This window comes from Denitraticella aggregata, assembly GCF_048158365.1.
In the GTDB taxonomy this organism is placed as follows: domain Bacteria; phylum Pseudomonadota; class Gammaproteobacteria; order Burkholderiales; family Rhodocyclaceae; genus Azoarcus_F.
Genome location: NZ_JBLLNL010000001.1, coordinates 624,900 through 650,653, shown reverse-complemented (window position 1 = coordinate 650,653; position 25,754 = coordinate 624,900). Strand labels below are relative to the sequence as shown.

Annotated in this window: 28 protein-coding genes; 17 read left to right on the top strand and 11 right to left on the bottom strand. The window is 63.8% G+C overall.

The features are described 5' to 3' along the window. The first annotated feature begins 94 nt into the window (after positions 1–94). The 3 genes from ACKVEX_RS03140 (at position 95) to ACKVEX_RS03130 (ending at position 3,894) form a co-directional block, all read left to right on the top strand. A complete protein-coding gene (locus ACKVEX_RS03140) occupies positions 95–2,302 on the top strand; it encodes a TRAP transporter permease (RefSeq protein WP_473214222.1) in 2,208 nt (735 codons plus the stop codon). 117 nt (positions 2,303–2,419) lie between these two features. Beyond that, positions 2,420–2,896 (top strand): universal stress protein, encoded by a 477-nt coding sequence (locus tag ACKVEX_RS03135; protein ID WP_473214221.1) that lies wholly within the window; start codon positions 2,420–2,422, stop codon positions 2,894–2,896. Continuing rightward, positions 2,893–3,894, top strand: a complete 1,002-nt coding sequence (locus ACKVEX_RS03130) for a TAXI family TRAP transporter solute-binding subunit (protein WP_473214220.1) — start codon at positions 2,893–2,895, stop codon at positions 3,892–3,894. Before ACKVEX_RS03135 ends, ACKVEX_RS03130 begins: the two co-directional genes overlap by 4 nt. A 66-nt stretch (positions 3,895–3,960) precedes the next feature. Here ACKVEX_RS03130 and aroG read toward each other — a convergent pair whose 3' ends face one another. Then, entirely contained in the window at positions 3,961–5,046 is a 1,086-nt protein-coding gene (gene aroG / locus ACKVEX_RS03125; RefSeq protein ID WP_473214219.1) for a 3-deoxy-7-phosphoheptulonate synthase AroG, read from the bottom strand. Between the two features lie 169 nt (positions 5,047–5,215). On the opposite strand from aroG, the gene msrP reads away from it, so the two are divergent. Both msrP and ACKVEX_RS03115 read left to right on the top strand, forming a co-directional pair. Then, positions 5,216–6,160 (top strand): protein-methionine-sulfoxide reductase catalytic subunit MsrP, encoded by a 945-nt coding sequence (gene msrP / locus ACKVEX_RS03120; protein ID WP_473214218.1) that lies wholly within the window; start codon positions 5,216–5,218, stop codon positions 6,158–6,160. A gap of 11 nt (positions 6,161–6,171) precedes the next feature. Next, positions 6,172–6,846, top strand: coding sequence for a protein-methionine-sulfoxide reductase heme-binding subunit MsrQ (locus tag ACKVEX_RS03115; RefSeq protein ID WP_473214217.1), 675 nt, complete (start codon positions 6,172–6,174; stop codon positions 6,844–6,846). A 137-nt stretch (positions 6,847–6,983) separates the two neighbouring features. Here the strand turns inward: ACKVEX_RS03115 and mog are convergent, their stop codons facing one another. Together mog and yjgA are read right to left on the bottom strand one after the other, a co-directional pair. After that, the gene (gene mog, locus ACKVEX_RS03110; RefSeq protein ID WP_473214216.1) at positions 6,984–7,574 is read right to left on the bottom strand and encodes a molybdopterin adenylyltransferase; all 591 of its coding nucleotides are present in this window, start codon (positions 7,572–7,574) and stop codon (positions 6,984–6,986) included. Next, on the bottom strand, positions 7,571–8,146 hold the full coding sequence (gene yjgA, locus ACKVEX_RS03105) for a ribosome biogenesis factor YjgA (protein ID WP_473214215.1): 576 nt from the start codon (positions 8,144–8,146) through the stop codon (positions 7,571–7,573). Before yjgA ends, mog begins: the two co-directional genes overlap by 4 nt. 60 nt (positions 8,147–8,206) lie before the next feature. Here yjgA and pmbA point away from each other — a divergent pair, with 60 nt between their 5' ends. Both pmbA and ACKVEX_RS03095 read left to right on the top strand, forming a co-directional pair. Continuing rightward, positions 8,207–9,547, top strand: a complete 1,341-nt coding sequence (pmbA, locus tag ACKVEX_RS03100; RefSeq protein WP_473214214.1) for a metalloprotease PmbA — start codon at positions 8,207–8,209, stop codon at positions 9,545–9,547. 231 nt (positions 9,548–9,778) lie between these two features. After that, on the top strand, positions 9,779–10,879 hold the full coding sequence (locus ACKVEX_RS03095) for a TRAP transporter substrate-binding protein (RefSeq protein ID WP_473214213.1): 1,101 nt from the start codon (positions 9,779–9,781) through the stop codon (positions 10,877–10,879). A 277-nt stretch (positions 10,880–11,156) separates the two neighbouring features. Here ACKVEX_RS03095 and ACKVEX_RS03090 read toward each other — a convergent pair whose 3' ends face one another. After that, positions 11,157–12,548, bottom strand: coding sequence for a TRAP transporter large permease (locus ACKVEX_RS03090; protein ID WP_473214212.1), 1,392 nt, complete (start codon positions 12,546–12,548; stop codon positions 11,157–11,159). Between the two features lie 6 nt (positions 12,549–12,554). Further along, positions 12,555–13,109 (bottom strand): TRAP transporter small permease subunit, encoded by a 555-nt coding sequence (locus ACKVEX_RS03085; RefSeq protein ID WP_473214211.1) that lies wholly within the window; start codon positions 13,107–13,109, stop codon positions 12,555–12,557. 175 nt (positions 13,110–13,284) lie between these two features. Between ACKVEX_RS03085 and ACKVEX_RS03080 the strand changes: the two genes are divergently transcribed. The 4 genes from ACKVEX_RS03080 (at position 13,285) to ribD (ending at position 16,975) form a co-directional block, all read left to right on the top strand. Beyond that, entirely contained in the window at positions 13,285–13,920 is a 636-nt protein-coding gene (locus tag ACKVEX_RS03080; protein ID WP_473214210.1) for a histidine phosphatase family protein, read from the top strand. Positions 13,921–14,040: 120 nt separating this feature from the next. Next, positions 14,041–15,291, top strand: a complete 1,251-nt coding sequence (gene glyA / locus ACKVEX_RS03075) for a serine hydroxymethyltransferase (protein ID WP_473214209.1) — start codon at positions 14,041–14,043, stop codon at positions 15,289–15,291. An 84-nt stretch (positions 15,292–15,375) separates the two neighbouring features. Then, positions 15,376–15,891, top strand: coding sequence for a transcriptional regulator NrdR (gene nrdR, locus ACKVEX_RS03070; protein WP_473214208.1), 516 nt, complete (start codon positions 15,376–15,378; stop codon positions 15,889–15,891). Further along, positions 15,872–16,975, top strand: coding sequence for a bifunctional diaminohydroxyphosphoribosylaminopyrimidine deaminase/5-amino-6-(5-phosphoribosylamino)uracil reductase RibD (ribD, locus tag ACKVEX_RS03065; protein WP_473214207.1), 1,104 nt, complete (start codon positions 15,872–15,874; stop codon positions 16,973–16,975). Before nrdR ends, ribD begins: the two co-directional genes overlap by 20 nt. Before the next feature lie 161 nt (positions 16,976–17,136). Here ribD and ACKVEX_RS03060 read toward each other — a convergent pair whose 3' ends face one another. The 5 genes from ACKVEX_RS03060 to gpmA are packed head-to-tail and all read right to left on the bottom strand — an operon-like array spanning position 17,137 to position 21,892. Then, complete coding sequence (locus ACKVEX_RS03060) at positions 17,137–17,886, bottom strand: HesA/MoeB/ThiF family protein (RefSeq protein ID WP_473214206.1); 750 nt, start codon at positions 17,884–17,886, stop codon at positions 17,137–17,139. A 53-nt stretch (positions 17,887–17,939) separates the two neighbouring features. After that, the gene (locus ACKVEX_RS03055) at positions 17,940–18,389 is read right to left on the bottom strand and encodes a hypothetical protein (RefSeq protein ID WP_473214205.1); all 450 of its coding nucleotides are present in this window, start codon (positions 18,387–18,389) and stop codon (positions 17,940–17,942) included. 25 nt (positions 18,390–18,414) lie between these two features. Further along, positions 18,415–19,800, bottom strand: coding sequence for a S41 family peptidase (locus ACKVEX_RS03050; RefSeq protein WP_473214204.1), 1,386 nt, complete (start codon positions 19,798–19,800; stop codon positions 18,415–18,417). 43 nt (positions 19,801–19,843) lie between these two features. Continuing rightward, complete coding sequence (locus tag ACKVEX_RS03045; protein ID WP_473214203.1) at positions 19,844–21,100, bottom strand: murein hydrolase activator EnvC family protein; 1,257 nt, start codon at positions 21,098–21,100, stop codon at positions 19,844–19,846. 42 nt (positions 21,101–21,142) lie between these two features. Next, positions 21,143–21,892 (bottom strand): 2,3-diphosphoglycerate-dependent phosphoglycerate mutase, encoded by a 750-nt coding sequence (gene gpmA, locus ACKVEX_RS03040; protein ID WP_473214202.1) that lies wholly within the window; start codon positions 21,890–21,892, stop codon positions 21,143–21,145. A 262-nt stretch (positions 21,893–22,154) separates the two neighbouring features. Between gpmA and ACKVEX_RS03035 the strand changes: the two genes are divergently transcribed. Genes ACKVEX_RS03035 through ACKVEX_RS03010 form a run of 6 tightly spaced genes read left to right on the top strand, consistent with a single transcriptional unit; the run spans position 22,155 to position 25,186 of the window. Beyond that, positions 22,155–22,493 (top strand): ArsR/SmtB family transcription factor, encoded by a 339-nt coding sequence (locus ACKVEX_RS03035; RefSeq protein WP_473214201.1) that lies wholly within the window; start codon positions 22,155–22,157, stop codon positions 22,491–22,493. Positions 22,494–22,526: 33 nt separating this feature from the next. Then, entirely contained in the window at positions 22,527–22,961 is a 435-nt protein-coding gene (locus ACKVEX_RS03030; RefSeq protein WP_473214200.1) for a rhodanese-like domain-containing protein, read from the top strand. Further along, positions 22,958–23,221 carry a glutaredoxin 3 gene (grxC, locus tag ACKVEX_RS03025; RefSeq protein ID WP_473214199.1) on the top strand — a complete coding sequence of 88 codons (264 nt, stop codon included), beginning with the start codon at positions 22,958–22,960 and terminating at the stop codon, positions 23,219–23,221. Before ACKVEX_RS03030 ends, grxC begins: the two co-directional genes overlap by 4 nt. Positions 23,222–23,267: 46 nt before the next feature. Further along, positions 23,268–23,741, top strand: coding sequence for a protein-export chaperone SecB (secB, locus tag ACKVEX_RS03020; protein WP_473214198.1), 474 nt, complete (start codon positions 23,268–23,270; stop codon positions 23,739–23,741). A gap of 7 nt (positions 23,742–23,748) precedes the next feature. Beyond that, positions 23,749–24,195, top strand: coding sequence for an SH3 domain-containing protein (locus tag ACKVEX_RS03015; RefSeq protein ID WP_473214197.1), 447 nt, complete (start codon positions 23,749–23,751; stop codon positions 24,193–24,195). Between the two features lie 4 nt (positions 24,196–24,199). Next, the gene (locus ACKVEX_RS03010) at positions 24,200–25,186 is read left to right on the top strand and encodes an NAD(P)H-dependent glycerol-3-phosphate dehydrogenase (RefSeq protein ID WP_473214196.1); all 987 of its coding nucleotides are present in this window, start codon (positions 24,200–24,202) and stop codon (positions 25,184–25,186) included. A 102-nt stretch (positions 25,187–25,288) separates the two neighbouring features. Here ACKVEX_RS03010 and ACKVEX_RS03005 read toward each other — a convergent pair whose 3' ends face one another. Next, positions 25,289–25,753, bottom strand: coding sequence for a tRNA (cytidine(34)-2'-O)-methyltransferase (locus ACKVEX_RS03005; RefSeq protein ID WP_473214195.1), 465 nt, complete (start codon positions 25,751–25,753; stop codon positions 25,289–25,291). Between the last annotated feature and the right edge of the window lies 1 nt (position 25,754).

Here is a 25,754-nt window from a genome sequence, read left to right as displayed (position 1 = left end):
GCGCACTTGAAATCGACGGGCCAGACACCACGGCAGCACCGGTGCTCTGGCCCTTTTTATAAGCAAATCGAGAACAGCACCGGGAGGCACCCCAATGACCAGCCAGACACCCCGAACGGCGACGACCGCCGCCGCGGACGGCATTGATTTAGAGATAGTCGAGAAGGACAACATCGCCGCCGGCGTCGATGCCGAGGTCGTCGTTTCCAACCAGCGGGTGTTCACCGGCAAACCTGGGCTGATCTTTGCCACATTCTGCATTCTCTACACCGCCTTTCACATCGGGGTCATGAACCTCTATCCCCTGGAGACATGGGTCTATCGTCTGACGCACGTGGCTGCGGGCCTGGCGCTCGGCTTCATCTTCTTCTCGGCCAAAGCCTTTCCCGCCGAACCTGCGGGCAGGCAGTCCGTCACCCCGCTCGAGTGGCTTCTGCTGGTACCGGCCGCAGTGCTGATCGTCACCGCGCTGGGGCAGATCTTTCTCGCCATCGTCACCGGTGATCTCGTTCAGACCGGTGCCCCGAAGGAAAAGATGTTGATGACCTTCGGATATCCGCTCATTGCCGGAACCGTGCTCGCACTGCTGGCCTCGTGGATCTCGCCGACCCGAAACCGTGGCGGTGTCGCGACGCCCGATGTCCTGCTCGCGCTCGCCGCTATCACGGTCGGCGCCTACATCATCGCCCACGCGGAATTTCTGCGTATTCGCGCCCAGGTATTTCCGCACGTCAACGATATGTACGCATCAGTCGCCGGCATTGTGCTGATTCTGGAGATGACACGGCGTCTGGCGGGCCTGGCGCTCGTTGCGATCGTCGCCGTGTTCATCGCCTACGGTTTCGTCGGTCCATGGCTGCCCGGGGTGCTGGAGCATCGGGGCTATGCGCCGGCGCGCTTCTTCGCCTTCTTATACACGGACAACGGTGTGCTCGGGCCGACCACCGCGATCTCCTCGACCTACATCATTCTCTTCATCACGTTCGCAGCCTTCCTGCAGGCGAGCCGCGTCGGCGAATACTTCGTCAATTTCGCGTTTGCCGCAGCCGGCGGCGCGCGCGGCGGTCCCGCCAAGGTGGCCGTGTTCTCATCCGCGCTGATGGGCACCATCAACGGCACCTCGGCAGGCAACGTGGTCTCGACCGGCTCCCTGACCATTCCGTTGATGAAGAAGGTGGGCTACAAGCCCCAGACCGCGGCCTCGATCGAGGCGGCCGCATCGTCGGGCGGGCAGATCCTGCCGCCGATCATGGGGGCCGGCGCGTTCATCATGGCCGAGATCACCGGCATCGCCTATGCCGACATCGTGATTGCCGCCATCATTCCAGCAGCACTGTACTTCCTGTCGATCTACTTCATGGTCGACAAGGAAGCGCTCAAGAAGGGCATGCGCGGCCTGCCGCGGGAGGAACTGCCCGAGTTCTCCAAGCTCGCCCGTCAGGTCTTCCTGTTCATTCCGATCTTCACGCTGATCGGCGCCCTGTTCCTCGGCTACTCGGTGATTCGTGCCGGCACGCTGTCGATGGCGGCGGCTGCCGTGGTGAGCTGGTTTACGCCGTTCCGGATGGGTATCAAGGAGATCCTTTACGCTTTCGAGATCGCGGCCCGCATGTCGCTGCAGCTCGTGGCCGTATGCGCCGCGGCGGGGGTCATCGTCGGCGTGATCGCGCTGACCGGTATCGGCACCCGATTCTCGTCGATGCTGCTGGAACTCGCGGGGCAAAGCCAGTTGATCGCACTGTTCTTCGCGATGTGCGTATCGATCATCCTCGGCATGGGCATGCCGACCACCGCAGCCTACGCCGTGGCGGCCAGCGTCATCGCGCCAGGCCTGATCCAGTTGGGCATCGAGCCGCTGATCGCACACTTCTTCATCTTCTATTACGCGGTGATGTCGGCAATCACCCCCCCGGTGGCGCTGGCGGCCTATGCCGGCGCGGCCATCGCGCAGTCGGATCCGATGAAGACCAGCGTCGAGAGCTTCAAGATCGGACTGGCGGCCTTCGTCGTGCCGTTCATGTTCTTCTACTCGGCGCCGCTGCTGATGCAGGGCGAGTGGCACCAGAACCTGCACGCCTTCGTGACCGCAGCCTTCGGCATCTACCTGCTGGCGTCCGGCATTCAGGGCTGGTTCTTCGGCGTGGTCGGCTTCGTTCTGCGCATCGTGCTCATTCTCGCCGCGCTGGCCATGATCGCGGGTGGTGTGATGACGGACGTGATCGGTCTTGCTGCAGCGGGGCTGGTCTTCGTGATCCAGCAAAAGCTCCTCACTCCGAGAAACGCAGCCAGGGGACTCGACTAGACGGCACCGGGCATACGGTAAAACCGGGTCGCATCGCTCGGGACAACGCCCCCGGGACGCCGCGCCATGGATACCAGGCTCGCGCGCCTGGCCGAATCAGAACGCAAGGAGAATCGAATGTATAAGCACGTGTTCATCGCCATCGACGACAGCCGTACCTCGCAGAAAGCGCTGGACGAGGCAATCGCGGTCGCCAAGGCTCACGAGGCGGTGCTCGAGATCGCGCACGCGATCGACGAGCAACTGGTCCACGTCTTTCATGCCGGAGGGGTCTCGACCACCAGCGCCAAGCAACTAAAGCACGTGCTCGAGACGGGCGGTCAGGACGTGCTGAGCAAGGCCGTGAAGAAGGCGCAGACTGCCGGCGTGAACGCCAAAACCCACCTGCTAAAGGGGCACGGGGAGCACACCGACGATCTGATCGCCGATGCGGTCAGGAAGTCGGGTGCGGATCTCCTCGTGGTCGGTTCACACGGGCGCCGTGGCGTGCGTCGACTGCTGCTGGGTAGCGTGGCCGAGAACCTGGTGCGAAAGGTCGGGGTGTCGGTGCTGGTCGTGCGTGGCCATGATGACGAGGCCGATACGAAGACATGAGTGCCTGCGCGCGAGCCCTGATCGTACGGGGCCTCCGTCATGCGGCCCTGACCTTGGCGCTGGGCCTGGGTATCGCGACGTCTGTGGCGGCCCAGGTGCAGCGGCTCGCCCTGTCGGGCGGACCCGACGGTAGTGTCCCGCAATTCGTCGGCGACGGACTGTCCACGCTGTTGTCGCGCAAAATCGAGGGGATCGGGGTTTCCTACGCTGCGTCGGCCGGTTCAATGGAAAACCTGCGTCGTGTCGGCAACGCCGGCGCAGACTTCGGCATCGTCTATGCAGGCGACCTGTACCGGAGCATGCAGGATCCAGCCGATGAAATCACGCAAACGACCCGGAACGTTCAGGTGATTTCGTCGCTTTACGGCATGCCCGCGCATCTGGTGGTACGCGCCGACTCAGGCATCACCCGCGTTGACCAGTTGGCAGGCCGACGCGTCGTCGTGGGTGCGGCCGGATCTGCAGTCGCGGCCTCGGCGCAGCATTTCTTCGACAGCCTGGGCATCTGGCAAAAGATAAACGCTCAGTTCATCCCGCCCGGGCAAGGCGTTGCCGCGCTGCTGGAAGGCCGCGCCGAGGCGCTGTGGATCGTCGCCGAGCTGCACAACACCCCTGTCACGCAGGCAGGCCTGAGCGGCCAGTTCAGCATGCTGCCGCTGCTCGACGCCGCGAGACAGGGCGCGCTGCTGACCGAGCATCCGTACTACGTTCCGGTCACGATCGCCGCCTCGACCTATCCCGGCATCGACTACGACGTGACGACCTTCCAGGACTCGGCGCTGTGGGTCGCCGGCGCGCATGTCGGCCAAGACCTGACCTACCAGGCGGTCGCGGAGGTGTATTCCAGCAACGGTCTGGAATTCATGCATTCGGTCTCGGCCGCCCTCCAGACCATGATACCGGCCAACGCACTGACCGGCGTCATCTCTCCGCTGCACCAGGGTGCCCGGCTGTTCTGGGAAGAACAAGGCCTGATCCCGAGCGAGGCGAAGCGTTGATGCCAGAGCCGCCAGCCGAACGGTTCGAAGGCCGTGGTGTATGGCCGCTGCTGCTGCCGCGAGCGCTTACTCCAGCGCCGCTGCGCGCGCGACCCGGCGCGCCCGCACACCCTCGGCCAGCTTGTCTAGCACACTGACGCTGTCGTCCCAGCCAATGCATGCATCGGTGATGCTCTTGCCGTACTCCAGTTCCTTGCCCGGAACCAGATCCTGGCGGCCTTCCTTCAGGTAAGACTCGACCATGACGCCGACGATACGATCCTCGCCGCCGGCCATCTGGGCGGCGACGTTCTCGGCAACCTCGATCTGAAGCATGTGCTGCTTGCGGCTGTTGGCATGCGAGCAGTCGATCATGATCTTGGGCGGCACGCCGGCGGCTGCCAGATCACGGCAGGCGGCCTCGACGCTGTCGGCGTCGAAGTTCGTCGACTTACCGCCGCGCAGGATCACATGGCAATCCTCGTTGCCACGCGTCGTCACGATTGCGGAATGCCCCGCCTTGGTGACCGACAGAAAATGATGCGGCGCCTGCGCCGCCTTGATCGCATCGACTGCGATCCGCACGTTGCCATCGGTCCCGTTCTTGAACCCGACCGGACAGGACAAACCCGACGCGAGTTCGCGATGAACCTGGCTTTCGGTGGTGCGGGCACCGATCGCCCCCCATGAGATCAGATCCCCGATGTACTGCGGCGTGATCATGTCCAGGAATTCGGTGCCGGCCGGCAGTCCGAGTTCATTGATCTCCCAGAGCAGCTTGCGTGCGAGTCTGACCCCCTCGTTGATCTTGAAGCTGTTGTCCAGGTAAGGATCGTTGATCAGGCCCTTCCAGCCGACCGTGGTGCGCGGCTTCTCGAAATACACACGCATGACGATCAGCAGGTCGTCCTCGAGCCGATCGGCCTCCGCCTTGAGACGGCGCGCATATTCGAGCGCGGCATCGGCATCATGAATGGAGCAGGGTCCGATGATGACCAGCAGACGATCATCCGCGCCGAACAGAATGCGGTGGATCGCCTGACGGGTCTGATAGGCGACTTCGGCTGCGGCCTGCGACGCGGGGAATTCCCGCAGCACGTGGGCTGGCGGGATCAATTCCTTGATCTCCTGGATACGGACGTCGTCGATGTGAATCTTTACCGATGCGGACATAATGCGACTCTGCTCAATCGTTTTTCAAGCTCTCAAGTTTAGCGCATTCGACGCGCCGGCAGTCGGTGCGGAAACCAAGCGGCGATCGCATGGTCGCATTGCTGTATTCACAACAGCGCAGCGACAACGAGCGCCACGCCACCCCAACCCCGCCCGTCAGGACCTCACCATGCTGATCAAGCGCCCCGCAGACATCGCTCCCTCCGAGATCACGCCCCGCGAGCTGTTCGCCGACCGCCGTCGCTTTCTGAGGGATGCAGGCATCGGCACGCTCGCCGGCGTGGCCGGAATGGGCGGATTCGCCAACCTGGCGTTCGCGTCGCCGCAAGGACTCGGACCCCTCACCCCCAGCCCGTTCAGGACCGACGAAGACAAGACCAAGCTGGATTCGATCACCTCGTACATCAACTTCTACGAATTCGGCACCGACAAGTCGGATCCGTTGCAGCACGCACACAAGATGAAGGTGCGGCCGTGGACCGTGTCGGTCGAAGGTCTGGTCGGAAAACCCCGCACTTTCGACATCGACGACCTGCTCAAACTCGCGCCGCTCGAGGAACGGATTTACCGCCTGCGCTGTGTCGAGGCGTGGTCCATGGTCATTCCGTGGGTCGGTTTCCCGCTCGCGTCCCTGCTGAAGACGGTCGACCCGCTCGGCAGTGCGAAGTATGTCGAGTTCGTCACCCACTACGACCCGGAGATCATGCTCAGACGCCCGGTCATCGACTGGCCCTACACGGAGGGCTTGCGCCTGGACGAGGCGATGCATCCATTGACGCTGCTGTCGGTCGGACTGTACGGCGAGGTGCTGCCCAATCAGAACGGCGCCCCGATCCGCCTGGTGGTGCCCTGGAAGTACGGCTTCAAGAGCATCAAGTCAATCGTCACGATCCGGCTGACCGAGCATGAACCGGCGACCGCGTGGAACAAGGCCGCACCGCAGGAGTACGGCTTCTACTCCAACGTGAATCCGGATGTGCGCCACCCGCGCTGGAGCCAGGCGACCGAACGGCGCATCGGCGAATTTCGTCGCCGCGACACGCTGATGTTCAACGGCTATGCCGATCAGGTGGCGCACCTGTATCAGGGCATGGATCTGAAGAAATTCTACTGAGCCCACCCCACATGGATCTTCGCAGTCCGAGTGCGGGCCAGATCGCCGCGCTCAAATCCGCCCTCTTCGCCCTGTGCACCTTGCCGGCGGTGCTGCTCGCGTTCGGTTGGTTCGACCAGACGCTGGGCGCCAATCCAATCGAAACGGTGACGCACACCACCGGGGAATGGACGCTGCGATTCCTGCTGATCACGCTCGCGGTCACCCCGTTGCGGCGACTGACCGGCTTGCACTGGCTGTTGCGCATGCGCCGCATGCTCGGACTTTTCGTGTTCGCCTACGCCTGCCTGCACTTCAGCGCCTATGTCTGGCTGGACCTTTATTTCGACTGGAACGCGATCGCACTGGACATCCTCGAGCGGCCTTTCGTCACAGTCGGCTTTGCCGCTTTCGTGCTGCTGATCCCACTGGCGGCCACCTCGAACAAGGTGGCGATCCGGCGCATGGGCGGACGCCGATGGCAGAACCTGCATCGATCCGTCTACGGCATCGCGATTCTCGCGATCGTGCACTACTGGTGGCTGGTCAAGGCGGATCTGCTGCAGCCGGCGATCTACGCGGGCCTGCTGGCAGCGCTGCTCGGGGCGCGCGCATGGTGGCGGGAAGTCGAACGGCGACGCCAGCTATCGCAGACGCCGGCCGTGCCGGCATTCAAGGGCAAGGTCATCCGCATCGTGCCAAAGTAGTCCAACCCGGACAGCCCGACGGATCGGAGCCCGAGTCACCGCGCGTTCATCCGAAAAGCGTCCCTGCCATCGATCGGATGAAGCGCTCGGGACCACTGCGATGATGCGCCCCACCCTGCCGGCAGACCGCGAACCGATCAGGTCGTCCTCGGTCGCAGCGCGTGCTTGGGCCGGAAGACCTTGATCACCGACTCGTCGGTCTCGACATACGGACCGCCGATCAGGTCGATGCAATACGGGATCGCGGCGAAGATCCCGACATGGCGCACCCGGCCGTCGGCGTCGCGCACGCCTTCGAGCGTCTCGCGGATGGACTTCGGCTGCCCCGGCAGATTCACGATCAGGCTGCTGCCCCGCACCACCGCGACCTGGCGGGACAGAATCGCGGTCGGAACGAAATTGAGGCTGATCCGCCGCATCTCCTCGCCGAATCCCGGCATTTCCCTGTGCCCGACCGCCAGCGTCGCCTCCGGGGTCAGGTCGCGCGGCGCCGGTCCGGTTCCGCCGGTGGTCAGGATCAGCGAGCAGCCCGCGTCGTCCGCCAGCTCGATCAGCGTGCGCTCGATCAGCGGCCGGTCGTCCGGGATCAGTCGCAATTCGGCGCGCCACGGCGACGTCAGCGCCTTGCCCAGCCAGTCCTGCAAGGCCGGGATGCCTTGATCCTCATAGGTTCCATCGGACGCACGGTCACTGATGGATACCAGGCCGATCGTGATCTCTTCGCTCATTGCTGCTCCTCGTGATCATCCGCCGCTGCACCGCCGTCTGCGCCCTCATCCAGCGTACGCAACACCCTGAACAACTCCCGGTACGCGCGCGGTGGCTTCTGAACTTCGCGCTCCTTCAGCGCATTGCGCCGCAGGACCCGCAGATGCTGCAGATCGGCATCCGGCCAGACCTCCGCGATCCGGCCGATCACCGTCTCGTCTTCGAGAAACTCGTTGCGCAGCCGTTCCAGGCGATGCTGGCGTGCGATCTCTGAACGGGACAGCCCCTTGAAGACATCGAGCTGCGCCTGGATCGGCTCCGGATCGATGTGACGCATCAAGCGCCCGATGTACTGCATCTGGCGCCGCCGTGCTTCGTGCTTGGTGAAACGCTTCGCATCCTTGACCGCGAGCAGCAGATCGTCCGGAATCGGAACCTTCGCGAGCTGGTCCGCGGACAACGCCACCAGCGCCTCACCCAGGTCCTGCAGTCTGTGCATGTCGCGCTTGCGGCTGCTCTTGCTCGGGCCGCGCCAGACTTCCTCGTCAGGCTGCGGCGCATCCTGGTCGGACACATCGGGTCGGTCGATCATCGGCTTAGGGGTCATGGGTTCGGGTTAAGATTATAACCTTTCGTCCACAAGCACTCGCCCATGTCCGATCAAGGCTTTTCATTCACGTCCGACCGACTCCGCGAGATTGCGGTCGAGGTCCTGGAGCATGCGCGCGCCGTCGGCGCCAGCGCATGCGAAACCGATGTATCCGAGGGTTTCGGTCAGACCGCCTCGGTGCGCAAGGGCGAAGTCGATACCATCGAGTACAACCGCGACAAGGGCGTCGGCGTCACCGTCTACCTGGGTCAGCAACGCGGTCATGCGAGCACGTCGGACTTTTCGCCGCAGGCGCTGCGCAACACCGTCGAAGCCGCACTGTCCATCGCGCGATTCACGGCGTCAGACCCCTGTGCCGGCCTGCCGGATCCCGGACTGCTCGCGCGCGACTGCCCGGATCTCGACCTCCACCACCCGTGGCCGCTACCGATCGAAGACGCGATCGCGATGGCGCGCGAATGCGAACGGGCGGCCTACGCCGTCAGCCCACGGATCACCAACTCCGAGGGTGCGAGCGTGTCCACGCAACAATCCCACTTCATCTCGGCCAACAGCGCGGGATTCATCGGCGGATACGCCAGTTCCCGTCACGGCGTGTCGTGCTCGGTGATCGCCGGCGAAGGCGACGAAATGCAGCGCGAATACTGGCACGACTCGCGTCGTGACGCTCGGGACCTTTTGTCGGTGGACACGATCGGTCGCCGAGCCGGCGAACGGGCACTGGCGCGTCTGGGCGCACGCCAGATCGACACCTGCGAGGTACCGGTGCTTTTCGAAGCGCCGATTGCGGTGACGCTGCTCGGCAACTTCGTGCATGCGGTGAGCGGCGGCGCACTGTATCGCAAGTCGTCCTTTCTGCTCGACAGCCTCGGGCAGCAGGTGTTCTCGCCGGTGATCACGATCCGCGAACGTCCGCACGAAAGAAAGGCCTTCGGGGCCAGTCCGTTCGACGATGAAGGCGTCGCCACCCATGCACGGGACGTCGTCGTCGACGGCGTGTTGCAGGGTTATTTCCTGTCGAGCTATTCGGCGCGCAAGCTCGGCATGCAGACCACCGGCAATGCCGGCGGCTCCCACAACATGGTCGTCGAACCGGGCGAACTCGACCTCGAGGGTCTGATCCGGAAGATGGATCGCGGCCTGCTGGTGACCGAACTGCTCGGTCACGGCGTGAATTACGTGACCGGCGACTACTCGCGCGGCGCGGCCGGCTTCTGGGTCGAGAACGGGCGCATCCAGCATCCGGTCGAGGAGATCACGATCGCCGGCAACCTGCGCGACATGTTCCGCGACATCGTCGCCGTAGGCAACGATGCGCTGCCGCGCAGCGCCAAGCACTGCGGTTCGGTGTTGATCGAGCGGATGAAGATCGCGGGTAGTTGAGCCCCCGGTGTCGATGCCCCGTCAGTCGTCGCCCGCACGGCAGTCGAGTCGCCCCCGAAGATGGCGCGTCGAGCCGCGCGTCGCAAGGCGACTGAGCGGCCATCCCGGACAGGCGCCGTCCGACCGTATCGACCCGGATCATTAGGGTTTTCCGCGCTTCCATGCTTCGCGCCAGTCCCTATAATCGGCGGGTATTTCAAACATCCACATCGAGGAGAGGAGTGAAGACACATGGATAGGAGATCGTTCATCAAACGGGCCGGCGCAGCGGGCGCCGGTGTCGCCGCAGCGACGGTCGCCGCGCCGGCGATCGCGCAACGCAAGACGACCTGGCGCATGGTGACCACCTGGCCACGCAACTTCCCCGGCCTCGGCGTCGGCGCGCAGCGTCTGGCCGACCGAATCACCGCGGCCACCAATGGCGAGCTGACCATACAGGTGTTCTCGGCCGGCGAGATGGTTCCCGCGCTGCAATCGATCGACGCTGTCATCGACGGCAGCGCCGAGATGATGCATGGGGCCGCCTATTACTGGCAAAACAAGAGCGTCGGCCTGTCGTTCTTCACCGGCGTGCCGTTCGGCATGACCAGCCGCGAGCTCGCCGCGTGGGTGCGCTACCTCGGCGGCCAGGAGGCGTGGGACGAGATCTACGACCAGTTCGGCCTGCAGGGCTTTCTGTCCGGCGACACCGGCACCCAGGCCGGTGGCTGGTTCCAGAACGAACTGAAAGGCATCGAGGACATCCAGGGCATGCGCTTCCGCACGCCGGGCCTCGGCGGTCAGGTGTGGCAGAAGATGGGCGCTTCGGTGACCAACCTCGCCGGTGGCGAGATCTTCCAGGCGCTGCAGTCCGGTGCGCTGGATGCGGCCGAATTCGTCGGCCCGTACAACGACCTGGCGCTCGGCTTTCACCAGGTCCGCAAGCACTACTACACCTCCAGCTTCATCGAGCCGGGTCTGGCCACGGAACTCGTTGTGGACAAGGCCAAGTTCCAGGCGCTGCCGGCCAATATCCAGGCCATCGTGCGTGACGTGTGCCAGGCGGAATATGATCAGGTCGCATCCGACTTCTATGCGAACGACCCGCGCGCGCTCGCGACGCTGATCAATAATCACGGCGTGATCACCCACCCACACTTCCCGGACAGCATTCTGGAGGCCGGCGCCAAGGCCTCCATGGAACTGCTGGCCCAGATTCGCGAAACGGGTGACGTACTGACCAAGAAGACGGCCGAAAGCTTCGTGTCGGCCCTCAACCTGCTGCGCGAACGTACCGAAGGAACCGACATGGGGTTCCTGGAAGCGCGTGAGAAACACTTCAAGCTCAGCTGATCTCGACCGCCCGAAGAAACCGGAGGCACGCCTCCGGTTTTTTTATGCGCAGAAGAAACGGAGCGCATGACGCGCTCCGCAGCACCCGGCCCGAGTGACAGGCCCTAGGAGGCTGTCGGACTTGAGGCTGATCTACTGCGCCGGTGGGAGAAGCGGTCCATATCTGCCCGATTTTTCGTTGCATAGAACCACTATGCGCCTCAAAATCGACCAGATCTGTCCTCGCTTTCCCACCCGGCTCGTGACGATCGCTCAAGTCCGACAGCCTCCTAGCAGCTCAGCGGCTCAGCACGCTGGGCAGCCAGGTCACGATCTCGGGGAAGATGAACAGCAGCGCGATCGCAACGACCTGCAGGACCACGAACGGTATCGCCCCACGATAGATCATGCCGGTGGACACGCTGTTGGGTGCCACGCCGCGCAGATAGAACAGCGAGAATCCGAACGGCGGCGTCAGGAAGCTCGTCTGCAGGTTCACGCCGACCATCACGCCCACCCACACCGGATCCAGCCCCAGCGTGAGCAGAATCGGCGCGGTGATCGGGATCACGATGAAGATGATCTCGAAGGTATCGAGGATGAAGCCCAGCACGAACATGATCAGCATCACGACGATCATCGCGCCGATCGCGCCCCCCGGCAGGCCGGACAGGAACTCATGCACCAGGTTGTCGCCACCCATCTGGCGGAACACCAGCGCGAACACCGATGCGCCGAACAGGATGATGAAGATCATCGACGTGATCGACGCGGTCGAGATCACCGCTTCGCGCAGCACCGTGAAGGACAGTCTCCAGCGCAGCGCGGCCAGCACGATCGCTCCGACCGCACCGACCGAAGCGGCTTCGGTCGGCGTCGCGATGCCGCCCAGAATGGAGCCGAGCACCGCGACGATCAGCAGCAGCGGCGGCACCAGCGCGGTGAACACCTCCTTCATGAGGCCACGCCGTTCCGCCTCCGGCACCGGTGTCGCGGGGCAGGACTTGGGGTCGATCAGGGTCTTGATGAAGACCCACATCAGATACAGCACGACCAGCATGAAGCCCGGCAGAAAGGCCCCCGCGAAGAGATCACCGACCGACACCGGGGTCGGTGCGAAATTGCCCTTCGCCATCTGCACCTGGGCGTTGATGCCGCCCAGCATGTCGCCCATGAAGATGAGCACGGTCGAGGGCGGAATGATCTGTCCCAGCGTACCGGACGCGCAGATCACGCCGCTCGCGAGCTTGGGATCGTAACCGGCCCGCATCATCGCCGGCAGCGAGATCAAGCCCATCGTGACCACGGTGGCGCCCACCACTCCGGTGGAAGCGGCGAGCAGCGCACCGACGATGATGACGGAGTAACCGAGGCCGCCGCGCATGTTGCCGAACAGTTTGCCCATCGTCAGCAGCAGTTGTTCGGCGATCTTGGAGCGCTCCAGCATCACGCCCATGAAGATGAACAACGGCACCGCGACCAGCACCTCGTTGGTCATGTAGCCGACGTAACGACCGGCGAGCGCCGCGAAGTTCGACGGATCGAAGACTTCGAAGTGGTATCCGACCAGCGCGAACAGCAGGGACGTGCCGGCCAGCGTGAACGCCACCGGGAAACCCAGCATCAGCATGCCTATGACGCCGAAGAACATCAGGCCGGCGAGGATTTCACCGATCAGAACGGGATCCATCCTTGCTCACTCCTTGTCGTATTGGTAGCCGAAGTCGGCCGGCACCAGATCCTCGCGATTCGCGATGATCAGGATAGAGCGGATCAACACGGCCAGCCCCTGCAGGGCCATGAGCGCGGTGAATACCAGCAGGAAGCTCTTCAGGATGAACAGCCCGGGCATGCCGCCGATATTCGCGGAGCCCTCCATGAAACGCCACGAACGCTGGACATACGGCAGGCTGTAGATCGTCAGGATGTACGTGAACGGCAGCAGGAACAGGCACACGCCGAGCAGATCGGCAATCGCCTTGCGCCGAATCGAGGCCGGCCGGTAGAAGATGTCCACCCGCACATGCTGATTGCGAAACAGCGCGAAGCCCGCAACCGCGGTGAACATCGCGCCATTGAGCCAGACGTAGAGGTCCTGCATCCACAGCCGCGTGCTCCCGAACACATAGCGCTCCACGACGACCGCAAAACACACGAGCACGATCGCCAGCGACAACCATGAAAACAGGTTCCCGACCAGCTTGTTCAGCGCGTTGATCGCACGCATGACAAACGCAAGAAGCTTGAACACGATCACCCCACCCGGTATTCGTCGCCCGCAATCGACCGCTTGCCAAGGCAGCGACACTGCCCGATACGACGCTTGACGCCCTTCACATGTGCGCCGATTCTATCTCAGAACCGAGACCCGAGAAGGACGGGAAAACCCGCAATCCGACGCCTTGAAACCGGAGGAACCGATGCTGATGACCCGGCTCTGTCTCGTTCGCCACGGCGAGACCGCCTGGAACGCCGAGCGACGCCTGCAGGGGCATGTCGACGTCCCGCTCAATGAGACCGGGCTGGAGCAGGCATGCGCGACCGCCGATGCGCTGGCCACACATGCGTTCAGCGCGCTCTATTGCAGCGACCTCGCGCGGGCGCGGCAGACTGCCCAGGCGACCGCGATTCGGATCGGGCTCACCCCGACAACGCTGACCGGCCTGCGCGAACGTCACTACGGCGTGTTCCAGGGACTGACCTACGACGAGGCGGCCAACCGCTTTCCGCAGGCCTATGCGCGCTTTCAGCGGCGCGACATCGACTTCGCCATTCCCGAGGGTGGTGAGAGTCTGAGTGCCTTCAGCCGGCGCGTGTCGGCCGCGCTCGACGACATCGCACGACGACACGCAGGCGAACCGATACTGATCGTCACCCACGGCGGCGTGCTCGATGTCGCGCATCGCATCGCCACCGGCAAACCCCTGGACACGCCACGCGACTTCGAGATCCCGAACGCTGCGCTGAACTGGATCGAACACCGCGACGGCATCTGGAAACTCATCGCATGGGCCGAGCGTAGCCATCTGGTGGGTAGTCGCGACGAATTGCCGCACGGATGAGACGACTGGATCAGGCTTGAATGGCCGCCTTCCCCGCTTGCTGTCGTACAGCCGCATTCCGCGCGAAATAGCCCACGTGATAAGATTCTGCCTTTATATCCATCGCTTCGAGTGCCGCACATGTTCGCTTCGCAAGACACCATCGCCAAGGTCGACCCCGAGCTCTGGGCCGCAATCACCGCCGAAAACCGTCGCCAGGAGGATCACATCGAACTGATCGCCTCGGAGAACTACGTGTCACGGGCGGTGATGGAGGCCCAAGGCTCGCAACTGACCAACAAATATGCGGAAGGCTACCCCGGGAAGCGCTACTACGGCGGATGCGAATACGTGGATGTCGCCGAGCAGCTCGCGATCGATCGCGTCAAGCAGTTGTTCGGCGCCGAGGCTGCGAACGTGCAGCCGAACTCGGGTTCGCAGGCCAACCAGGCCGTGCTGATGGCCTTCGCGAAGCCGGGCGACACGCTGTTGGGCATGAGTCTGGCCGAAGGCGGGCACCTGACCCACGGCATGAAGCTGAACATGTCCGGCAAATGGTTCAATGCGGTCGCCTACGGACTGAACGACAAGGAAGAGATCGATTACGACGCGATGGAGGCGCTGGCCCACGAACACAAGCCGCGCATCATCATCGCCGGCGCATCGGCCTATTCGCTGCGCATCGATTTCGAACGCTTCGCCAAGGTCGCCCGGGACGTCGGCGCAATCTTCTGGGTCGACATGGCGCACTACGCCGGTCTGATCGCGGCCGGCTACTACCCGAACCCGGTGCCGCACGCGGACGTGGTCACCTCGACCACGCACAAGACCTTGCGCGGACCTCGCGGTGGCATCATCCTGATGAAGGCCGAACACGAGAAGGCGATCAATTCGGCGATCTTCCCGGGGCTGCAGGGGGGTCCGCTGATGCATGTCATCGCCGCGAAGGCGGTCGCGTTCAAGGAGGCGGCCGAACCCGGCTTCCGCAATTACCAGGAGCAGGTCATCGCCAATGCGCGCGTGATGGCGCGGGTGCTGTCCGAGGAGCGCGGCATGCGCATCGTGTCCGGCCGCACCGAAAGCCATGTCTTCCTGGTCGACCTGCGCGCGAAGCACATCACCGGCAAGGATGCCGAAGCCCTGCTCGGCAGGGCGCATATCACCGTCAACAAGAACGCGATCCCGAACGACCCGGAAAAGCCCTTCGTGACGTCCGGCATCCGCATCGGCTCCCCGGCCATGACGACGCGCGGATTCACCGAGATCGAAGCCGAGCAGGTCGCGCACCTGATCGCCGATGTGCTCGACACGCCGAACGACGAGGCCGTGCTCGACCGGGTCCGGAGCAAGGTTGCGGCCTTGTGCGCACGCCTTCCGGTGTATGGTGACTGACCCGACATTCACGCTCCATGACGGCGGACCGCGAAGGCCGCAGGTCCGGCAGACCGATGCAGGCCTGGCGGCTTATCTCCGACCATGAAATGTCCGTTCTGCTCGGACCCGAACACCCAGGTCACCGATACGCGTGAAAACGAGGAAGGCGACGTCGTCAGACGTCGTCGTCGCTGCATGCGCTGCGACAAGCGTTTCACGACCTATGAGCGCGTCGACCTGAAGATGCCGCACGTGGTCAAGCGCAACGGCAATCGAAGCGAGTTCGATCACGACAAGCTCGCCGGGAGCATGAAGCTCGCGCTGCGCAAGCGCCCGGTGACGCTCGAAGCGGTGGAAGCCGCGATCGGTCGGATCGAGGCCAGACTGCTGTCGCTGGGAGAGGCCGAGATTCCGAGCGAGAAGATCGGCGAGTTGGTCATGCGCGAACTGAAGCAGCTCGACAAGGTCGCCTACATCCGTTTTGCGTCGGTCTATCGCAACTTCGCCGACGTCGACGAGTTCTCCGAAGTCATCCGTGAGGTGCAGGCCCGCCCTCGACGGGGACGCCCGCCGAAGAAAACCGAAGCACCGCCGGAAGATGACCTTTTCGGCCGCTGATCATGCTGCGATGGCACGCGCACTCAGGCTCGCCGAGCGCGGCCTCGATACCACCACGCCCAATCCGCGGGTCGGTTGCGTGCTGGTCAGCAACGGCGTCATCGTCGGCGAAGGATGGCATCGACGCGCAGGCGAACCGCATGCCGAGACGATCGCGCTGTCCGCAGCCGGCGATTCGGCGCGTGACGCCACGGCCTATGTCACGCTGGAACCCTGTTCTCATTTTGGACGGACGCCACCCTGCTCCGACGCGCTGGTTTCGGCGGGAGTGACACGGGTCGTGTGCGCGATGCACGACCCGAACCCGCTGGTATCCGGGCGCGGCCTCGAGCGTCTGCGCGCGAGCGGCATCCGTACCGAGGTCGGACTCCTGGAAGCCGAGGCGCGCGAACTCAATATCGGCTTCGTGTCACGCATGACCCGCGGGACACCATGGCTGCGCCTGAAGGCGGCGACCACGCTGGATGGCAAGACGGCGCTCAACAACGGCGTCAGCCAGTGGATCACCGGTCCGGCCGCACGCCGGGACGGCCATCGCTGGCGTGCGCGCGCCTGCGCGATCCTGACCGGAATCGGCACGGTCAGGGAAGATGACCCCAGCCTGACGGTGCGCGGCATCGACTGCGAGCGGCAACCGATGCGGGTGTTGATCGACGCCCGGCTGGAGGTGCCGCTGTCCGCGAAGATACTGGCTGATGGACACTGTCTGGTCGCCTGCGCGGGGGGTGACGCGGAGCGCGTCGCAGCACTCGAGGATCTGGGGGTTCAGATCGTGATGCTGCCCAATCCAGCCGGCAAGGTCGCGCTTCCCGAACTGATGAAGGAGCTTGGTCGACGCGGATTCAACGAAGTTCACGCCGAGGCCGGCTTCAAGCTGAATGGATCCCTGCTCCGGGAAGGCTGCGTGGATGAACTGTTGCTGTACATGGCCCCGATGCTGTGCGGGGACGACGCACAGGGGCTCTTCAATCTGGCCGCGATGACCGGCCTGGATCAGGCAACCCGACTCGACATCCGGGATGTGCGCAGCATCGGCCCGGACATCCGGATCGTCGCACGACCGCAGACCTGTCCGAGCGCCTAGGAGGCTGTCGGACTTGAGGCTGATCTACTGCGCCGGTGGGAGAAGCGGTCCATATCTGCCCGATTTTTCGTTGCATAGAACCACTATGCGCCTCAAAATCGACCAGTTCTGTCCTCGCTTTCCCACCCGGCTCGTGACGATCGCTCAAGTCCGACAGCCTCCTAGCGTCCGCCGCAGACGGTGCAGTCTGGATCACGCCCCAGCACGATGCTCCGCCATTCCATCGCGAGGCCATCGAGCAGCAGCAGGCGCCCATCCAGGGTCGTACCGCAGCCGACGATGAGCTTGAGGGCTTCGGCGGCCTGAGTCGTGCCGATGATGCCGGTCAGCGGCGCAAACACGCCCATCACCGCGCATCGCACTTCGTCGACTTCCTGACCTTCCGGAAAAAGGCAGTGATAGCACGGACTGTCGGATTGCCTGAGGTCGAACACCGACACCTGACCATCGAATCGAATGGCCGCGCCCGACACGAGCGGCTTGCGATGCATGACGCAGGCACGGTTGATCGCGTGCCGGGTATCGAAATTGTCGGTACAGTCGAGCACCACGTCGGCCAGTGCCACGTGCTCTTCGAGCGCAGCCGCCTCCAGTCTCAACGCGACGGTTTCGACCCGGATGTGAGGATTCAGTCGCAGCAGGGTTTCCCGACCGGAAACGACCTTGAGCTTGCCGACATTGTCCTCGGAGTGCAGGATCTGGCGCTGCAGATTGGTCAGGTCCACGGTGTCGCCATCACACAGGACCAGCGTGCCGACACCGGCCGCGGCGAGATAAAGCGCCGCCGGAGAGCCCAGGCCACCGGCGCCAACCACCAGCATGCGGGCACCGATGATTGCATCCTGACCCTCGATGCCGATCTCGGGCAGCAGGATATGCCTGCTGTAACGCAGAAGCTGTTCGTCGTTCATGCGCAGCTCATCGTAGACACGGCACACACCTCGGCACAACCGGCACAAGGCCGCTATTTGTATTCACGCAATTCCGGTGGCGTGTCGTCATGATCCCCATGCGGATGCTGATCATAGACCTTGATGTAGACCTCGTTGGACTTCTTGATCAGCCGCTCGGGCGACTCCAGGTTATGACGCTGGGTCTCCTCACAGAAATACACCAGTGCCCTCACCAGCTTGGAATAGAGGGCATTGTCGAGGTGAAAGCCGGCTTCGCGCAGTGCGTTCTCCAGGCCTTCGAGCGAGTAATCGAGCACCGAATAACGCACATTCAGCGACCGTTCACGATCACCCTCGCCGACCACCAGCCCCTTCAGCATCCGCAGGGACTGTAGCGCCTGGGCGGTCTGACCCGGCGGCAAGGTCGCAAAGCGGATCACGCGCTCCTTGATCAGGCCCGCACCCACGACCGGATGATTGTGATTCCGTCCGGCCAGTTTGTATGCGGTTTCCCGGCGCATCGCCCAATCCCCTTCGGCAAAGCTCTCAGTTGCTATTCTGGACGATCTCCTCACCCTTGAGAAGCTTGATCGCCCGAGCCAGCTGGTAGTCATCCGCGCCGCCCAGTTCGAAGCGCGGTGTCGGCGCCGCCGACTCGCCATCGTCGTCGACCGGTGCGGTCTCACCTTGCTCGCTCGTCGCCTTGACTTGGGCCTCCTCATCCGTGCCGTTGCCCAAGTGGCCTTGCAGATCCGCCTCGCGTACCCGTCGAGCGGAACCGTTCTCGCTTTCTTCGACCACGTGGTCCGGTTCGATGCCCTTGGCCTGGATAGACCGACCACTCGGCGTGTAATAGCGTGCCGTGGTGAGCTTGATCGCCGTATTGTTGTTCAGCGGCAGGATGGTCTGCACCGAGCCCTTGCCGAAAGTCTGCGTACCCATGACGACCGCTCTATCATGGTCCTGCAGCGCACCCGCCACGATCTCGCTCGCCGACGCGGACCCGGCATTGACCAAAACCACCATCGGCACCTCACGCGCCGCGGCCGGCAGCTTGCGCAGGAAATCGCCCCGCCTGCCGCGAACATAGTCCTCCGGCGCAGCGCGATATTCACGACGGGCGTCCGGCGTCCGGCCATCGGTGGAGACCACCAGCGTGTCGCGCGGCAAAAAGGCTGCAGCGACGCCGACCGCACCATGGAGCAGACCACCCGGATCATTGCGCAGATCCAGCACCAGACCCTTCAGCGGGCCCTGCACGACCAGCCTGTTCAAGTGCTCGACCACCGCCTCGGCCGTATTTTCCTGGAACTGCGCCACACGCAGATAACCGAAGCCCGGTTCGATGATCTTCGAGCGTACGCTTTGCACGCGAATGACCTCACGCGTGATCCTGACCTCGAGCGGCGCGCTTTCGCCCTCGCGCACGACGGTCAGCAGAATGCTCGTGCTGGGCTTTCCGCGCATGCGCTTGACCGCATCGGCAAGGCTCATGCCCTTGACCGGCGTGTCGTCGAGCTTGATGATCAGGTCACCGGCCTTGATGCCGGCCCGAAACGCGGGGGTATCCTCGATCGGCGAGACCACCTTGACGAAACCGTCCTCCATGCCGACCTCGATGCCGAGCCCACCGAACTCGCCCTGAGTCCCCTCGCGCAGCTCCCGAAAGGCCTCGACGTTCAGATAAGCCGAATGCGGGTCGAGCCCGCTGAGCATGCCGCTGATCGCATGGTTGATGAGCTTGCCATCCTCGACCGGCTCCACGTATCCCTGCTTGATCGCATTGAACACGTCCGCGAATGCGCGCAGTTCTTCGACCGGCAACGGAGCGACGGCGGATCGGTCGGCGCTGGCCGAGAAATTGAGACTGATCAGCACGCCGGCGAGCAGGCCGGTCAGGATCAGACTGAGTTTTTGTAGCTTGCTGCGCATGACGACTCCATCCTCTTGTGGGCGAGCGGCAGATGACCGATCGCTACCTTGCACCAATCCATTTCATCGGGTCCATCGGCTCACCCTTGTGCCTGACTTCGAAGTATAAACCCGATTCCTGACCACCTCCGCTCGCCCCGACACTGGCGATCGGCGTACCTCCGGAGATCCTGTCGCCGACGACTTTCAGCAGCGCGTCGTTGTTCCCATAGATGGTGAGGTAGTCGTCGCCATGATCGACGATGATCAGATTGCCGTAACCCCTCATCCAGTCGGAGAAGACGATCTCTCCGGCTGCGACCGCGACGACGTCCTCACCACCGCCCGCACGAATGAAAATGCCCCGCCACCGGGTACCTCCTTCCGCCCTTGGAGCACCGAAGCGTCCAATGAGTTCGCCCCTGACTGGAAATCCCATCGTTCCGCGCAACTGAGAGAAGCGAACACCGGTCGGCGTCGGTCCCGCGAGCTGCCGCGCCTCACGGACCGCGGCTGCCGGGCGGCTTGCCTCCGGGCGGCTGCGTGGCGCCGACATCGCCGATGCATCAGGCCGGTCTCCCGCCGCGGCGCGCGCGCGCGCCGCGCGTTCGCTCGCCTGCCTCGCCAGCACCTCGACCAGGCTGGCGAGCCGCTGCTCGTTCTCGCGCAGACCACGCACCTCCTCCCGCTGTCCGGCCAACTGCGCTGCGAGTTGCTCCACTGCGACCGCTCTGGCTGCGCGCGTGCGGTCGAGCGCCCCCTGACGCGCAAGCTGCTCGGCTTTGAGCTTCACCAGCTCGTCACGGCGCTGGGCAATCGACGCGGCAAGCGCCCGCTGCGCCGCGAGATCGGTCCGCAAACCCTCGATCAGTTCGAGCCGGGCGCGTCCGAGATGCTCCAGGTAGCGTGCGTTCCTGGCCAGCTGATTGGGGTCGCCGCCCGCCAGCAACGGCGCCATGTCCCGCCCGCCATGAATGTAATGGCGCCGCAGCCAGCCGGCGAGTTCGGCCTGCCGCTCTGCGATCCGCGCCTCGACGGCGACTTTCTCGGCCTCCCGATCGATCAGATTCCGCTCCGCCGCAGCCAGTTCGTCGGTCAGCTCGCGCAGTCGGCGGTTGGCCGCGGAGACCGCCCGCTCGGCGCGGGCCAGACGTTCGGCAGCCGCGCTGCGACTCGATTCGGTCTCGCCGATCGCCTTTTCCAGCTCCGCGATGCGACGCTGCATCGCCTCGAGATCGGCCCGCCCGGTGACCACATCGGGATCGGCCGAAGCGGACTGAAGACCGCCGAGACACAGCAGCGCGACGAGGGTGACACGCACACCCCGGAAACCTCGAATACTGGCCCGTCTCACCGGATATCGTCAGGTGTGCGCCTTGCCCTGGCCGGCGACCGCCGCCTCGGCTGCACGAATGGTCTCTTCATCTGCCAGGTAATAGCTGCGGACCGGCCTGAGATCGGCATCCAGTTCATACACCAGCGGCTGCCCGGTCGGAATGTTCAGCCCGACGATGTCCGCGTCGGAAATGCCGTCGAGATACTTGATCAGCGCCCGCAGGCTGTTGCCGTGCGCCGCGATGAGGATGCGTCGGCCTTCGAGGATGCGCGGCATGATCTCGGTTTCCCAGTACGGCACGAAACGCGCAACGGTGTCCCTCAGGCATTCGGTCCGGGGGAATCGCCCCTTGGGTAGTGACGCGTAACGCGGGTCGTCGTACGCCAGTCTTTCATCGCCGTCGGCAAGCGCCGGTGGTGGCGTGTCGTAGGAACGGCGCCAGATCAACACCTGGTCGTCGCCATACTTGGCCGCAGTCTCGGCCTTGTTCAGACCCTGCAGCGCGCCATAATGGCGCTCGTTCAGCCGCCACGAGTGCCGCACCGGCAACCACAGCGCATCGAGTTCCTCGAGCACGATGTTCAGCGTCTTGTTCGCGCGCTTGAGCACCGACGTGTACGCGAGGTCAAAAACAAAGCCCTTGTCCTTCAGCAACTGACCGGCCTGCCGTGCTTCCTGCACGCCCTTTTCGGTCAGATCGACATCGGTCCAGCCGGTGAATCGATTGTCCTTGTTCCACGTGGACTCGCCATGGCGAAGCAAAACGATCTTGTACATGAGCTCTCGGAATGAAATGATGGCAAAGGATGTTGAGGCGCATCGCTGCGCCAGCCGCAGCATTACGGCGATCGAGTCCCGTCTGCCTCGATTCGCCGGGCTATCGACCGGTACTGACGAATCTCGCGCTTCATCGCGCCGCGATATTTTATACTACTCCCTTTGCCTTGATGCCCGGTCTGGATAGGTAGCGACAGAATCGACCGATCCGGACACCTGTTCATCCGACGCAGAAGGCGAAACAACGAGGTGTCAACGCATCGTGGATAACAACGCAATCATCGACCTGATGGACAAGCACGAGCACATCGAGACGGCGGCTCGGGCGCTCAAATCCATCGCTCATCCGCTGCGACTGAAGATCCTGTGCGTACTGGGCGAGGATGAAGTGTGCGTGCAGGACATCGTCGATGCGGTCGGCACCTCGCAAAGCAATATCTCGCAGCATCTCGCGATCCTTCGCGACAAGGGTGTCCTGCAGACCCGCAAGGATGCCAATCGCGTCTATTACCGGGTCGGCGACCAGCGGACACTTCAGCTAATCGTGCTGATGCGCGAGGTCTTCTGCGGCATTCCGCATACCGACAACAATCATCACTGAAACTCGACGACGGTCACAACGGAGCATCACGACGTGGAATTCTTGCAGGCCAACTGGTATTGGGCAGCCCTCGCCGCGGTGAGCGGCGGCTGGCTGCTCGTCGAAATGATCCGCAGCGCAGGAGACAAGTCCCAGCTCTCCGCTGTCGAGGCGACCTTGTTGATCAACCGTGAGGACGCGGTGGTGATCGATGTGCGTGACCAGGGCGAATACACGCAGGGGCATATCCCGAACGCGCGCCATATCCCGCTTTCCGAACTTCCGAAGCGCACCGCCGAGCTCGAAAAGCTCAAAGAACGTCCGCTCATCCTGTGCTGCGCAAGCGGCATGCGCTCGGCGTCGGCGGCGTCCAAGCTCAGGAAGGAGGGATTCGACAAGATGTTCAACCTGCGCGGCGGCATGCTCGAATGGGAGAAGGCCGGGCAGCCGGTGAGCCGCAAGAAGAAGGAGAAAGAGAAATCAAAATGAACAGTCCCCCTGTCCGCATGTATGCCACAGCGGTGTGCCCATACTGCATCCGCGCCGAACAGCTGTTGCAGCGCAAGGGCGTGGTCGATCTCGAGAAGATTCGGGTCGACCTCGATCCTGAACAACGCGACCAGATGATGAGGGTCAGCGGTCGCCGGACCGTTCCACAGATCTTCATCGGCGACTTCCATGTGGGCGGCTGTGATGACCTGTTTGCCCTCGAACGCAGCGGCAAGCTCGATGCCTTGCTGAACCCGTGACGAACCGACTCACCCATTCACATTCACACCCACCTCAGGCCGAACAATGACTGAACAAACTCAACCCGTATTCTCGATCGAAAAACTCTACGTAAAGGACTTGTCGCTGGAAGTGCCGAACGGCCCCAAAGTCTTTCTGGAGCGTGAGAACCCGCAGGTGAACGTACAGTTGCGCACCGATGCGAACACGATCGAAGAAGGCATTTTCGAAGTGACGCTGACGGTCACGGTGTCGGCCAAGCTGCCCAGCGACAAGACCCTGTTCATGATCGAAGTGGCCCAGTCCGGCATCTTCCAGATCCGTAACGTGCCGCAAGGCGATCTGGAGCCGGTCATGATGATCGGCTGCCCGAACATCCTGTTCCCCTACGCCCGCGAAGCGGTCTCGGATGCCGTCACCCGTGCCGGATTCCAGCCGGTCATTCTGGCTCCGGTCAATTTCGAGGCCTTGTACCAGGCTCAGAAGCAGAAACGTGACGCAGCTCAGGCCGATGCTTCGGGCGAGATCAAGATCCAGTGATATCGAGATGAAAACGCTACTGCGCACCGCCCTGCTTGCCGCCATGACGGTCCTGCCCGTCGCGGCGGCATACGCGATCGAGTTCCGCTCGGTCGGCGTACCCTCGATTCTGTACGACACGCCATCCGATCAGGGAAAGCGGATGTTCATCATCGCACCCGGCACGCCGGTCGAAGTGGTGGTGGAACTCGACGCCTGGACCAAGGTTCGGGCGCCCGGTGGTGCGATCACGTGGATCGAGCGGCGCGCGCTCACTCAGAAACGGACCGTGCTGGTCACGTCGGACAGCGCCATCGTTCGTACCGCCCCGCAAGCGGGTGCCCCGGCCGCGTTCGAGGCCGCGCGCGATCTGGTGCTGGAACTCGTCACGGCGCCGGTGGCGGGCTGGGTGGAGGTCCGTCACCGGGACGGGACCACCGGTTTCGTGCGCATCACCGAGGTCTGGGGTCTGTGAACCCATGCGGATAGCGGTCTTCGGCGCCGGTGCCTGGGGAACCGCCCTCGCGGTCGCTTTCGCGCGCGCCCACGAGGTCACCTTGTGGAGCCACAGATCGAAGCAGGCCCAGGCACTCGCGACGGTGCGCGTCAATGCGCGCTATCTGCCGGGGGTCGTGTTTCCTGAAAAACTGACCGTCAGCGCCGATTTCGACCAAACCGCCATCGGCGCCGACCTCCACCTGGTGGTAACGCCGCTTGCAGGTTTGCACGAGACGGTCAGCGCATTGTATGCGCGCGCGCCCGGCACCCCGTTGCTATGGGCATGCAAGGGCCTGGAGGCCGGAACCGGCCGTCTGCCCCACGAGATCGTCTTCAGCATCGTCGGGCAGGATGCCCCCTGCGGCGTGCTGACCGGCCCGAGCTTTGCGGCCGAGGTCGGCGCGGGGCAACCCACCGCGGTCACGCTCGCAGCTTTGGACCAGGATTTTGCCGCGCACTGGGTCCAGGTCCTGCATCAGCCGAGATTCAGGATCTATGCGAACAACGATCTGATCGGCGCAGAGATCGGCGGTGGACTGAAGAACGTCATTGCGATCGCGGCCGGTGTCTCGGACGGCCTGGGTTTCGGTCTCAACGCCCGCGCCGCGCTGATCACGCGCGGTCTGGCCGAGATCACGCGGCTGGGGGTCGCGCTCGGCGCACGCGCGGAGACGCTGATGGGGCTGGCCGGCATGGGCGATCTGATCCTGACCTGCACCGGCGACCTGTCGCGCAATCGTCGCGTCGGACTGGCGCTGGCGCAGGGCAAACCGCTCGCTGACATTCTACGCGACCTCGGCCATGTGGCCGAAGGGGTGCCGACGACCCGGGCCGCGGTCCGACTCTCCTCTGCGCAAGGGGTCGAGATGCCGATCAGCGAGGCGATCGACGCGCTGCTGCACAGCGAGCACATCGGCCCGCGCGATGCGGTCGAACTGCTGCTGGCGCGCGAACCGCGCCACGAGTAGATCAGCCTCGTCCGTCGTGCGGAGGAATCCGGGGCGTTCAGGGGCCCCGTCGCCCCACGTAAAGGCAGGAAGTCGCCCAGACCAACTGCGCTACTTAAGCGCTCAGGTCCCGCCCCGAAATCCCGTCTGTCGCCAGGCCTCGAAGACGACGACCGCTACCGTGTTGGCAAGATTCATGCTTCGGTTGGACGGCAGCATCGGCAATCTCAGCACCTGGTCCGACGGCAGCGAATCGAGCAGTTCCTGCGGCAGCCCCCGCGTCTCCGGTCCGAACACGAAAGTGTCGCCCGGCTCGAAGACGGGCTCATCGTATCGAACCTTGCCGCGGGTGCTGAGCGCGAACACCCGATTCCCCGTCACGGCTGCCATGCATGCGTCCCAGTCCTCATGAACACTGACCTGGGCGAGATCGTGATAATCGAGGCCGGCGCGCGTGAGCTGGCGATCGGTCAGGTCGAAACCGAGCGGTCGGACGAGATGAAGACGCACCCCGGTATTCGCCGCAAGGCGAATCGCATTGCCGGTATTGGGCGGAATCTCGGGCTGGTACAGAACGATGTTGAACATG